10 protein-coding genes and 1 tRNA gene are annotated in these 12,528 nt (G+C 59.0%); 7 read left to right on the forward strand and 4 right to left on the reverse strand.

Translation table 11 applies throughout. The features are described from left to right. The first annotated feature begins 31 nt into the window (after window positions 1-31). Window positions 32-1,300 (forward strand): NAD(P)/FAD-dependent oxidoreductase, encoded by a 1,269-nt coding sequence (locus AC2FIM_RS06955; protein WP_496676379.1) that lies wholly within the window; start codon window positions 32-34, stop codon window positions 1,298-1,300. On the opposite strand, the gene AC2FIM_RS06960 is transcribed toward AC2FIM_RS06955, so the two are convergent. Continuing rightward, complete coding sequence (locus AC2FIM_RS06960) at window positions 1,287-2,192, reverse strand: LysR family transcriptional regulator (protein ID WP_496676375.1); 906 nt, start codon at window positions 2,190-2,192, stop codon at window positions 1,287-1,289. The genes AC2FIM_RS06955 and AC2FIM_RS06960 overlap by 14 nt on opposite strands. Window positions 2,193-2,268: 76 nt before the next feature. On the opposite strand from AC2FIM_RS06960, the gene AC2FIM_RS06965 reads away from it, so the two are divergent. From AC2FIM_RS06965 to AC2FIM_RS06985, 5 genes are all read left to right on the forward strand, one after another. After that, a complete protein-coding gene (locus AC2FIM_RS06965) occupies window positions 2,269-5,481 on the forward strand; it encodes a reductive dehalogenase (protein WP_496707965.1) in 3,213 nt (1,070 codons plus the stop codon). Between the two features lie 128 nt (window positions 5,482-5,609). Further along, entirely contained in the window at window positions 5,610-6,476 is an 867-nt protein-coding gene (locus AC2FIM_RS06970; protein ID WP_496676369.1) for an FAD binding domain-containing protein, read from the forward strand. After that, window positions 6,473-6,952, forward strand: coding sequence for a (2Fe-2S)-binding protein (locus AC2FIM_RS06975; protein WP_142635794.1), 480 nt, complete (start codon window positions 6,473-6,475; stop codon window positions 6,950-6,952). Before AC2FIM_RS06970 ends, AC2FIM_RS06975 begins: the two co-directional genes overlap by 4 nt. Beyond that, complete coding sequence (locus AC2FIM_RS06980) at window positions 6,952-9,207, forward strand: xanthine dehydrogenase family protein molybdopterin-binding subunit (RefSeq protein ID WP_496676366.1); 2,256 nt, start codon at window positions 6,952-6,954, stop codon at window positions 9,205-9,207. The genes AC2FIM_RS06975 and AC2FIM_RS06980 overlap by 1 nt, the downstream gene beginning before the upstream one ends. Beyond that, complete coding sequence (locus AC2FIM_RS06985) at window positions 9,200-9,445, forward strand: MoaD/ThiS family protein (RefSeq protein ID WP_142635798.1); 246 nt, start codon at window positions 9,200-9,202, stop codon at window positions 9,443-9,445. Before AC2FIM_RS06980 ends, AC2FIM_RS06985 begins: the two co-directional genes overlap by 8 nt. Here AC2FIM_RS06985 and AC2FIM_RS06990 read toward each other — a convergent pair. Further along, the gene (locus AC2FIM_RS06990) at window positions 9,442-10,149 is read right to left on the reverse strand and encodes a lysophospholipid acyltransferase family protein (RefSeq protein ID WP_496676363.1); all 708 of its coding nucleotides are present in this window, start codon (window positions 10,147-10,149) and stop codon (window positions 9,442-9,444) included. The genes AC2FIM_RS06985 and AC2FIM_RS06990 overlap by 4 nt on opposite strands. A 143-nt stretch (window positions 10,150-10,292) precedes the next feature. Between AC2FIM_RS06990 and AC2FIM_RS06995 the strand changes: the two genes are divergently transcribed. Then, a tRNA-Trp gene (locus tag AC2FIM_RS06995) sits at window positions 10,293-10,368 on the forward strand. 145 nt (window positions 10,369-10,513) lie between these two features. On the opposite strand, the gene AC2FIM_RS07000 is transcribed toward AC2FIM_RS06995, so the two are convergent. Then, window positions 10,514-11,443, reverse strand: a complete 930-nt coding sequence (locus tag AC2FIM_RS07000) for a hypothetical protein (RefSeq protein WP_496676360.1) — start codon at window positions 11,441-11,443, stop codon at window positions 10,514-10,516. A gap of 163 nt (window positions 11,444-11,606) precedes the next feature. Beyond that, window positions 11,607-12,488 carry an EamA family transporter gene (locus AC2FIM_RS07005; RefSeq protein WP_281995325.1) on the reverse strand — a complete coding sequence of 294 codons (882 nt, stop codon included), beginning with the start codon at window positions 12,486-12,488 and terminating at the stop codon, window positions 11,607-11,609. Window positions 12,489-12,528 lie beyond the last annotated feature (40 nt).

Consider the following 12,528-nt stretch of genomic DNA (forward strand, 5'->3'; position numbering starts at 1 on the left):
TAATGGTTTTTGACACCGCAAGGAGCCCGCATTGAGCGACTACGATCAATCCCTTTGGCTAAACACCTGCCGCGAGCATGTGGAGAGCGCCCCGCTGACCAGCGATTTGTCTGTGGACCTTGCGGTGATCGGCTGCGGTTATACTGGCAGTTCCGCGGCTTTGACGGCCGCACGGGCCGGAGCCTCGGTCTGTGTCTTGGAGGCGCAGGAGATCGGGCATGGGGGATCCGGGCGCAATGTGGGGCTGGTCAATGCCGGACTCTGGGTGCGCCCTGCTGACATTTGCGCCCATCTGGGGGATGCGGACGGAACGCGTCTTATCGAAATCCTTGCGGCGGCCCCAAGTGAAGTATTCAGCGTGATCCAGACACATGGGATCGAGTGCGAGCCGATGCGCAAGGGCACGTTGCATTGTGCGCATTCTGGCTCTGGTCTTGCTGATTTGAAAATACGCCATGCACAGTTGCGTCAGGCAGGCGCTCCGGTCGAGTTGCTGTCGTCGGACAAGACGTACCAGCGCACGGGCAGCGCCACCTTTCGTGGAGCTCTGTTCGATCCGCGCGCCGGAACGATCCAGCCGATGGCATATGTGCGCGGTCTGGCCCGTGCGGCTGCCGCTGCGGGGGCACGCGTTCACACGCATAGCCCAGTGATGACGATGCGCCATGTCGATGGCCAGTGGCTGTTGGAAACCCCGCAGGCCACGGTGCGCGCCAAATCAGTGATCCAAGCCACCAACGCGTATCATCGGAACCTGCCCGATACGGCACCGGCCTATGTTCCTGTCTCGTATTTTCAATTCACTACTGCGCCGTTGTCCGACAATCTGCGCGCGAGTATTCTTCCCGGAGCCGAAGGATGTTGGGATACCGGCCTGATCATGACCTCTTTCCGAATGGATCACGAAGGGCGCTTTATCCTCGGCGCAATGGGCAATCTAGAACATGCGGGCAGCGCCGCGCACACCGGATGGATCAAGCGCAAACTGTCAGAGCTTTATCCTCAGCTTGCGGATCAACCCTTGCAGCAGGGATGGCATGGCCGCATTGCGATGACCTCGGACCACATTCCCAAGATCACTCGGATCGGACCGGATGCGGTTTCGATCCATGGCTATTCAGGCCGGGGTATCGGGCCGGGCACGGTGTTTGGCCGTATGGCGGCTGAGAGCCTTTTGGCCGGGGATCCAGCGTTGCTGCCAGTTCCCGCTGTGGCGGAACATACTGAACGCTGGACCCGCCTGCGTCACGCCTACTTTGAAACCGGTGCTGCACTGACCCATTTGATCAAGGCGCGCTGATGTCAGCTGCTATGGCTTCGATCCTTCTGCGCAGCCAACGATGCGCCGGGTCATTGGCCGACCTTTGGTGCCAGACCATGTAAAGCGGAACCGGGGTGCATTCGAAGGGCAAATGCGCACAGTCCAACCCGGCCAGAGGACCTTGTCTCATCAAGGCGGTATCGGTCGAGATCAACGAGCTGCCCCGCACAAAGGCCGGTATCGCGTTGAAATGGGGCAGGGTAACAATCGGCGCTCTGATCTGGCTTTGATCAACACCCCGCATGACGGCACGGGCGTTGCGACCATCGGAAAAGCGCACCTCGATATGGTCGCTCTCGCAGTAGGTCTGCCAACTGTTTGGCGGGGTGCAATGGCCGGCATCATAAAACATCATCAGCGGGCTTTCGAGCAGCCGTTTCTGGTAAATGTCCGGCCCATCCGGCGGCAGAGGGGTGACCATCAACTGACACCGGTCGCTGCGCAACAGGTCCGGATCGGGAACGCCCGATGGGATGAACTCCAACCGTAGCCGTGCACCCTCGGCGCGTGTGTCGCGCAACAGCCTTGGGAATATCACTTCGCGTGGCATGTCATTTGTGGCGATGCGAATGTCGATTTGTTCGGATAACGCGTCAAAGGGGCGACCGTCGGTCAAGGCACGCATCCCGTCCAGCACCGTTTGAATAGGGTCCTTCAGGGACAAGGCCCGTTCGGTCGGGGTCAGGCCCTGACCTGAACGTACAAACAACGGATCGCCCAGCACCTGCCGCAGTTTGGACAGCGTGTGGCTGATTGCCGATTGCGTGACCCCCAGCCGATCGGCTGCTTTCGAGACCGAGCTTTCCTCGAGTATTGTCAGAAAGACCCGCAGGACTTTGCCGTCCAAATCAGTGAAATCATTTTTATTCATATTATTTATGATTAAGTATGAATGGTATTGCTGTCTACCGGGCATTAAGGGTCAGACGGGCAAGGGGAGGCACGCTATGGGAATCCGTTTCTTTTCAGACCGGAACAGGCCAGTTCATATGGGCGGCTACCCGCTAGAGCGGTTGGCGCGGCAGGACACAATGCCGGACCTTTCGCAGGTGACGCCTATGGGCGATCTTAGCTTTCGCCGACCCGACAAACCCCAAAGCATCGTTAATGCGATGGGTGAATTTCAGGCTATGATGGATGCGATCCGCAACGGGCTGGTGAACACGGCAATGGCCGATATCCCGTCAGAGCCGCGCGAACGTGCCAACCATTTGAAGGCCTTTGGTTATTTCAACGATGCGTCGATGATCGGATGCGGTCCGCTGCCGTCCGACGCGCTGTTATCCGCGCCACGCCGTAATCCCGATATCGACCGGCTGTCAGATGCCTTAAGAACTCGGCAGACCAAGACACTGGCCTCGGGTATTGACGTCATCATGGCGGATTTGAAAGACAGTATCGAGGCTGCACCCAAACCGATTGACAGCCACCGCCATGCAATCGTGTTCCTATATGAACACAACCGTGACCCGGACCCGTCCGAGCCCGGAGCCGATTGGATCGTGGATGCGCAGGATCATCGCGCTTGTTTGTTGGCGACCGAAAATGCGGTGGTTATTGCCAACTACATCCGCCTGCTTGGCTTTGATGCGCGGGCGCATACGGCGATGTCGTCGGACGTTGATCTGGGCAAACTGGCGGTCGCTGCGGGTCTTGCCACGGTTGAAGGCGGAAAGCTTGTCGCCCCTTGGCTTGGGACTCGGTTCGGGCTGGCCGTAGTGACGACCGAGATGGAGATCGCCCATGACCGCCCGCTGTGCCCGATGGCCCAGCAACCGCGGATTCGCACACAAGGGCCGGCATGGTGGTTGGGGGCGGGTTTTGCCAAGAATGCGTTGAACCGAGACTCCTATGCCAAACGGCGCTATGTCGACGGCGCGCATCCCTTCGAAAAGCTTAAGCGTGTCGAAACGCCGACAACTTATATTGACGAGGAAAACGTTGCACGCGTCCCCAAACGGGCTGACATGTTTGCCCGGGCGCAATTCGGCGACATGGGTAAGACTCTGCAGGACGCCGCCAAGGGTGGGCATTATGTGCGCAAGGCGGCCCCCAGTTTCGCGCAACGGCGCGCGCTGGGCGCGTTTGTTCTGCTGCAGGATGGCGACAGTGCCCAGACCACGCCACCGACAGATGCCGCCCGGAACGCCGCCAATATCAAGGCCGCGACCTATTTTCTGGGTGCGGATGCCGTCGGTCTCAGCCGGTGCCCCGATTGGGCGTGGTATTCACATGATGCTGCCGGAGAAGAGATCACGCCGCCGCATGATCAAGCCATCAGCATGATCATTGATCAGGGTTACGAGACCATGGAAGGGTCCAGTGGTGACGACTGGATTGCAGTGGCCCAATCCATGCGCGCCTATCTGCGGTTCTCGCTTTTGGGTGGGGTCGTTGCACAGCAGATCCGCAACCTTGGGTACAAGGCAAAGGCCCATACGGTGATGGATGGCGAGGTGCTGCAGCCTCCGCTTTTGCTGTTGTCGGGACTGGGAGAGGTCAGCCGGATTGGCGAGGTCATCCTGAACCCCTATTTGGGCCCGCGTCTGAAATCCGGTGCGGTCACAACAGATATGCCTCTGGCTCATGACAAGCCGATAGATTTCGGACTGCAGAGTTTTTGTGAAAGCTGCAACAAATGCGCGCGAGAATGCCCCTCGGGGGCGATCACCGCCGGGCCAAAACTGATGTTCAACGGCTATGAAATCTGGAAATCCGACAGCCAGAAATGCGCCACTTACCGGGTGACAACATCGGGTGGTGCGATGTGCGGGCGGTGCATGAAGACCTGCCCATGGAATCTGGAAGGCATCTTCAAGGAACGTCCCTTCCGCTGGGCCGCGATGAACTTCCCCCAAGCCGCGCCAGCGCTGGCGAAACTGGACGATGCGGTGGGCAATGGCGGCTTGAACGACACCAAGAAATGGTGGTGGGATATCGAATTGCAGCCCGACGGCGCGTATCGCCCGACCCAGCATCCGCTGAACCGGCGCAACCTGCAGACGGACCTTGCCCTGAAATATGAGGATCAGACGCTGGCGGTCTATCCCGCCTATCTGGCCCCGCATCCCTGGCCCTATCCTTTTGCCATGGACCGCGAAGCCGGGATTGCAGCTTATGAAGCGATGGTCACGGCAGAGGAGTACAAGGCACGCAAGGCCGCCGGGGACATGTCTGTTGTTCACAGCTATACGATCGCCGGGGATGCCCCTGTCATGCGGGTCGAGCTGAGCATGGTCGACCGGATGACGGATGATGTGACCAAATATGAGTTCGCGACGCTGGATGGCGCGCCGCTGCCTCAGTGGACCGCAGGCGCCCATCTGGACGTGCTGGTCGCGCCAGAGTTCCTGCGGCAATATTCAATGTCCGGCAATCCGGCGAACGCAGCGACCTATCAGATCGGTGTCTTGCGCGAGGATAAGGGGCGGGGCGGCTCGGCCCTGTTGCATCGGATTTTTACCGAAGGGCGCAAGGTTTTCATCTCGAAACCGATCAACCATTTCGAACTGGATGAGACCGCCACCAGGACATTCCTGATGGGCGGCGGGATCGGTATCACGCCGATGATCGCTTTTGCCCACCGCCTGCACAGTCTGGGCAAACCCTTTGCGCTGCATTACTCGGCCAGTACCCGCGCCGGGGCGGGGTATCTGGACGATCTGGCCGCAATGCCCTGGGCCGATCACGTGCACTATCATTTCTCGGACGAAGGTACGCGCGCTGATTTACAGTCAATCCTGTCGGGATATCAGGCAGGTTGGCACGTCTATACCTGCGGCCCGGATCGGTACATGGAAGGCGTGATGCAGGCAGCGGAACGTCAGGGGTTCCCAGACGAGGCGCGGCATCTGGAGTATTTCTCCGTTCCCGAGCAGCCCGAATATGAGAACCATTCTTTCACGCTGAAACTGGCCAAATCGGGGCGAGAGCTGCAGGTTCCCGCCGACAAACACGCGGCGCAGGTGCTGAACGAAGCCGGAATTCAGGTCGACGTGAAATGTTCGGACGGAATTTGCGGCGTCTGTAAATGCGGTGTGATTTCGGGTGAAATCGAGCACAGGGATTTCGTGCTATCGAACAAGCAGCGCGAAGGCGCAATCATCCTGTGCCAAAGCCGTGCTGCGGACCCGGACGGGGTGGTCGAGATCGACCTCTGATCCGAGGTCTGGAAACGACATTTCGGGATCGAAAAATAGGTCGTTCTTGCCATGGACGCCAGTGTGTTGCTGCACTAACGTCCCTGCGAACCCCAGTGGATCCTGACCAACAGGCGCGAGGTAAAATCATGGATTATCACAGCCCTGCCAGCTTTGCCGAGGCGTCGGCTCTGGCAGAAAATGCAAATGGCGTTACACGGTTTCTTGCCGGTGGCACCGATGTTCTGGTGCAGTTGCGCTCGGAATTGGTGACGCCTGATACATTGATAGACATCAAGAAAATCAATGGCGTAAGCGATATCACCCGCAATGCTGACGGCAGCTGGACGCTGGGCGTGGCGGCGACGGGTGCGGAAATGAGCGAACATCCCGGGTTGGGCCGCGATTGGCCCGGCGTGGTCGAAGCGATGGATTTGATCGGATCGACTCAGGTGCAGGGGCGGGCGACGCTGACTGGCAACCTGTGCAATGGCTCGCCTGCGGCGGATTCGGTGCCAGCCATGGTGGCAGCGGGCGTGACCGTGACAGTAACCGGACCAGGTGGCATCCGTGAGGTTGCCGTCGAAGATATTCCGACCGGCCCGGGCAGAACGTCCTTGGCCAAGGGTGAACTGATCTCGGCGGTCAATATTCCTGCACGCGGCGAAAACGGAGGTGATGCCTATCTGCGGTTCATCCCCAGGACCGAGATGGATATTGCGGTGGTTGGCGTAGGTGTGAATCTCCGTCTGGACGGGGATACCATCACCGAGGTCCGCGTGTCGCTGGGCGCTGTGGCTCCGACTGTTCTGCTTGTCGAAGACTGCGCCAAGGCGATCATGGGCAGCACCCTTGACGATGCTGCATTGGACGCGCTTGCCGCTGCCGCATCTACTGCCTGTAACCCGATCGACGATAAGCGCGGCACAATCGCATTCCGTACCGAAGTGGCCGGGGTTCTGGCCAAACGCGCCGCGAAAATCGCCTATGCCCGCGCCAAGGGAGAGCAAGCATGAGCAAGTTCCACGTATCCACCACCGTCAATGGTGACACGGTCGAATACCTGTGTGACCCACGCGAGACCCTGCTGGACTGTCTGCGCGACAAGCTGAACCTGACCGGTGCGAAAGAAGGCTGCGGCACCGGCGATTGCGGTGCCTGCTCGGTAACTGTCGATGGCCGTTTGGTTTGTTCCTGCCTGATGCTTGGGATCGAAGCAGAGGGTAAACAGATCGAGACGGTCGAAGGTATTGCAGACGGGGACGTTCTGCATCCGCTGCAGAAGAAGATGATTGAATATGCTGCTCTTCAATGCGGTATCTGCACCCCCGGTATTCTGGTCGCGGCCAAATCGTTGCTGGAAAAGAACCCGAACCCGACCGAGGAAGAGACACGGTATTGGTTGGCTGGTAATCTCTGCCGCTGCACTGGGTATGACAAGATCATTCGCGCCGTGATGGATACAGCGGCTGAACTTCGGGAGGCTTCGTAATGGCACTCGACGATCGCAAATCTGAATTCACTTTCGTTGGCACCCGACCGAACCGCCCTGACGGGCTGGACAAGGTCACGGGGCGCGCGAAATTTGGCGCTGACGCCACCGCGCCGGGCATGTTGCACGGGGCTATTCTGCGCTCACCCCATGCCCATGCGCGGATCGTAAAGATCGACACCTCCAAGGCCCAAGCGCATAAAGACGTCAAAGCCGTTGTGACCCGTGACGATTTCGCTGAGGTGCCGTTTAAGCCCGGTCTTGAAGGTGAGTTCTGGAACGTGCTGGAAAACGTTATGGCAGGCGAGAAGGCCTTGTATGACGGCCACGCGGTGGCAGCTATTGCGGCAACTTCGGCGCTGTCGGCGCGTGACGCACTCAAACTGATTGAGGTCGAATATGAGGTGCTGCCCCATGTGACCGATGTCGACAAAGCGATGGCTCCGGACGCTCCGGTTATACGCGAGGGGGCGGCGGATTATTCCGTGCCCGAAGGAATGCACCCAAACGTCGTGCGCTATCACGAAAGCGGGCATGGCGATGTCGAGGTCGGTTTTGCCGAAGCGGATCTGGTCGTTGAAGACAGCTTTGTCACCGAGGCAACCCATCAGGGCTATATCGAACCTCATGCCTGTTTGGCGACGCTGGGAAATGACGGCAAGGGTGAGCTGTGGTGCACCACCCAAGGGCACTGGATCGCGCAGAAAACCTGTGCGGCTTTGCTGGGGATCGAAACATCGCAACTGCGGGTGACGGCGTCCGAGATTGGCGGCGGCTTTGGTGGCAAGACAACCGTATTCATCGAGCCGGTCGCGCTGGCGCTGAGCCGCAAGGCCAACCGCCCGGTCAAGCTGGTGATGACCCGATCCGAGGTATTCCGGGCCACCGGTCCGACGGCCTCCGCGTCGATGGATATCAAGATCGGGATGAAGAATGACGGCACGATCACCGCAGCGCAAGGCGTGTTCCGCCTGCAGGGTGGGGCCTTCCCCGGCGCGCCGGGTGATATGACGGCCATGTGTGCCTTTGCTCCTTATAACCTGACTAACGTCAAGCAGGTGGGCTATGATGTCATGGCCAACCGCCCGAAACAGGCCGCCTATCGCGCGCCCGGCGCGCCGATGGGGGCGTTTGCGGTTGAATCGGTGATTGACGAGCTGTGCAAGAAGCTGGGGCTGGACCCCGTGGATGTGCGCCTGAAAAACGCCGCCTACGAAGGTACCAAGGCCAGCTATGGCCCGCGCTACGAACGCATCGGTCTGGTCGAAACGCTTGAGGCCGCCAAGGCGCATCCGCACTATTCTGCGCCACTGAAACCAGGGCAGGGGCGTGGGATATCCTGTGGATTCTGGTTCAATCACGGGGGCGAGACATCCGTGTCGCTGGCCCTGTCCGAGGATGGTTCGGCCCAGCTGATGGTCGGCACGCCCGATATCGGCGGTTCGCGCGCGTCGATGGCGCTGATGGCAGCCGAGGTGTTGGGCATTCCCTACGAGAATATTCGCGTAACCATCGCGGACACGGCAACACTCGGCTATAACGACGTTTCGCACGGCTCGCGCGTGACTTATGCCTCAGGGCTGGCCACGATCAAGGCGGCCCGGCATGCGGTTGAAAAGCTGAGCGAACGCGCGGCGGCCAAGTGGGGCATCTCGGTAGATGCGGTGAAATGGGAAAACGGCTGCGCGGTGCCCTCGGGCCCCAATGCGGGCGATTTCGATCCGATGCCGCTGGCCGATATCACCGCCGATATGGGTGCGACCGGTGGTCCGATCTCGGGCCATTTCGAAGCGACCCCGGAAGGCGCAGGCGTGTCATTCGGCACACATATCGTCGATGCCGAGGTCGACCCGGAAACCGGCAAGACCAGCATCACCCGCTATACGGTCATTCAAGACGCCGGAAAGGCGATCCACCCGACCTATGTGGAAGGCCAGTATCAGGGTGGCGCGGCGCAGGGCATCGGTTGGGCGCTGAACGAGGAATATGTCTATGGCGAGGATGGTCGTCTGCAGAACTCGATCTTCCTCGATTATCGTATCCCGGTCGCCAGCGACTTGCCGATGATCGATACGGTGATCGTCGAAGTTCCCAACCCCGGCCACCCGTTTGGGGTGCGTGGTGTGGGTGAAACCGGCATTGTGCCGCCGCTGGCAGCCATCGCCAACGCGGTTTCGAACGCTGCAGGAGTGCGGATGAAGCAACTGCCAATGTCACCGCCGCGCATTTTGGCGGCGCTCAAGGACAATGGTTGAGGTCCACCTTTGGTCCGGCCTCCGGTCTCTGACCGGGGGTCAACAGGTGGTCGAGGTCGAGGCCAAAACCACCGGCGAGCTGCTGCGGGAACTTGCGCGGGTTCATCCGCAGCTTCAGGCGCCGATTGATGCCGGGGTTTCCATCTCAATCAACGGGCGCGTGATCGCCAGCGGGCTGACCGAACCGATCCCCGAGGGCAGCGAAGTGTATCTGATGCAAAGGCTGCGCGGCGGTTAGCCTTGGGGAGACCAAGGTTCGCGACCGACCATCCTGTCTGCTTCGGCGGTGATGTCGTTCATATGCGCCTCAAGGCTGAGGCGAAGGGCCTCGAGTTCTTCTTCACTGGCCTTGCGGGGAACGTTTTCGGTCCATTCCCGGCACAGAAACACGCCTTTGTTGCGCCAGGGGCGCGGCATCAGCAGGCGATCCCAGGTACCGGCCTCGCTGCCGTGGCGGGCGGAATAAGTGATACCGAAGACCCGCTTGCCCGAGGTGCGTGCCCAAACCAGAGGCACTGTCGACAGCACCCGTTCCGGACCGCGCGGGCCGTCAGCGGCGATACCGATGGAAATGCCCCGCTTGATCTTACCGATCACTTCGCGTGACACCGCGATGTTGTTGGCGTTTTTGCTGGTCATGGCGATGGTGTCCATGCCGAACAGTTTCTGCACCCGACCAACCATGCTGCCAGCGCGTGCCGAAGACGTGATCGAGCAGATGCTCCCCTTGTCCAGCGGGAAGAAATAGGGCGATTGCGCCAGCCGCTGATGCCAAAGGACAACGATGACCGGTTCGCCCTGATCGGCCAGCTGGTCCAGCTCTTCATAGCCGATGCGTTGCCATTGGGTGTTGCGGTTGACCATCCGAATATAGCTCGCGATGCGGCGGGCGGTCCAATTCAGGACGGCCTCGCTATCGGCGATTTTCTTGCGGATACTCACTAATGGTGACCCTCATATTAATCAAACCGTGTCTTATAGAACTCAACGCCATACGCAACTTGTTTGTCGTGCGCATAACTAAGGAGGAATCTGAAAAAGCCTCTTGAGTCCGCCGCGCGGCTGGCATATTTGAGGCGCACCTTAGGGGTATAGCTCAGTTGGTAGAGCGACGGTCTCCAAAACCGTAGGTCGCGGGTTCGAACCCTGCTGCCCCTGCCATTCTCTCCATTGCCAGAAGTTTGTGCCAGCTTGGGCGGAATGGGACACGCGTGACCGTTTGCGCAGCCTAGCTGTTACAACTTGGACCAGCAGAGCATTCGACCGATGCGATAAACCGTGTTCTGGTTGCTCAACAAATCACGGTCTAACCCAAAATCGGTGATATGCCACCGGCAAAAGCGGCCAAGATTGGGGCCGTCAGGGCGAAGCCGGCGCGGATGATGTCACCTGTTCCTTCTGTCAGCTTATGCGACGATCTCCAGTCATCAATGTCGAATGCCTGGTCTGTGCCGCCCTGATTTCGGGCAGCCAAAGCGAGGTTAGAAATTCTTCCGTCCAGAAGGACTGCCACGGGAAGAAAGTAGCTGAGCATTAGCAAGCAAAAATATGTGCCGGTGAACAAGGCCGATGCGTTGAGCAATGCGCTATAGGCGGCCCTTTCTGATTCAGCGATCATGGGCAAGGGCCAGTACATCCAGCTTGCGGCAAAGAACATGCCGAAGGTCAGCACCAGACTGGACAGGTAGAGTTGCTGCCGCATATGCCGCAGGTTTTGCGCCAGCTCAACTGCTGTTGCTTCGATGTCCTGAGATTCATGCCGTCCAAGACACAATATCATTCCGACAATCAGCGACCCGATCGCAAGGCCGGCCATTGCATTCACCAGGTCCAGAATACGGTTGAACAGTGAAAGAACAGGGGCCTGCCCGCATTTCCCAAACATCCAGCTATCTTCCGAACCGGAACATGCCGGTAAGGTGCCTTGCGACAATGCTGTTTCAAAAACGGCTTTGCCGATCTGGTGGTAAATCTGCGGGCTTTGGTCGGTCATATGCTTTTGAATGGTCGGCACGAGAGCCAGAAACACGATGGCGACTACAATCGCGATTGCCGCGATCCGGGTGTTTTTTTCGATCGGGCGTGACAGGGTCCGGAACAAGACTGCCACGGGCAACAAGGCCAGCGATAAAAAGAACCAGGACGCGGCAAGAAACCGAAACCGACCAACGGCTTCCTGCCAAGAGCTACCGCTCAACACAAAGTTCACTGGTACGTCCAGTTCATTGGCGATCATTTGGTTCTGGATCAGTTTATGGATTGCGAAAACACATACCGGCAGCAGGGCGATGGCAAAATAGCGCGGTTTTACTCGGCTTTTTGACACGTGATACCTTTCTAGCCCGGGCGTTGCACAGCACACAGTTTAGCACAAAACTCGTACATCGATGCCTGGAGTTTCAGGCGGGCTTTCTGATGGTGACAATCGAACGGCCGGTACGTTTGCCCATTTGCCCCAGCCAGACCGCCAGAAGTACAATACAGACACCGGCGATCTGCACAAAGGTCAGGTTTTGCCCAAGCATGACCCAACCAATCATTACGGCGGATAGCGGGCTGAGAAAGCCAAGTGCCGAGACCGCAGAGGGTTCGATCCGGGCGAGGCCTCGGAACCACAGGATATAGGTCAGGGCAGCCCCGATGACGCTCAGATATCCAATTCCGAGAAGGTTGTTTTTTTCAAGCGCTGGTAAGGCGGGCTCAAACATCAGTGCAAGCGGCACCAGCAACAGCCCGCCGGCGGTTAGTTGCCAAGCGGTAAATGTCAGCAGCGGCACTGGCGGTTGCCATTTGCGCGTCAGGACAGTTCCTGCTCCCATCGAAAGGGCGCCACCCAGTCCAGCGATCAGGCCAACCGTATCAAGATTGATAGCTGTTCCGAGGACAAGGCACCCGACGCCGATCACCCCCAGCAGCGCTGCGCCGACCGATCTCAGCCCAACCGGGGTGTTCAGCAGAAATGCCGACAGGAAGACTACAATAAGAGGTTGTACCGCGCCGACAGTGGCTGCGACCCCACCGGGGAGCCTGTAAGCCGCGACGAAAAGCAGGGTCCAGAACACGGTGAAATTGAGCGCGCCCAGAATGAATATGCGGCCCCACCAATGACCCCTTGGAAGTTGACGGGACAAAACTAGCAGCAGCAGCCCGGCAGGCAGCGCACGCAGCGCGGCCATCGTGATCGGATATCCGACGGGCAAAAATTCGGTCGTAACATAATAGGTGCTACCCCAGATCAAAGGGGCAACAGCAGTTAGGGCGATGTCGGTTTGGTGTCTCATGGCGAATCCCTTTATCTTGATGTCAAGATATATTGCAAAA

This window comes from Ruegeria sp. CDSC052, from assembly GCF_059610685.1.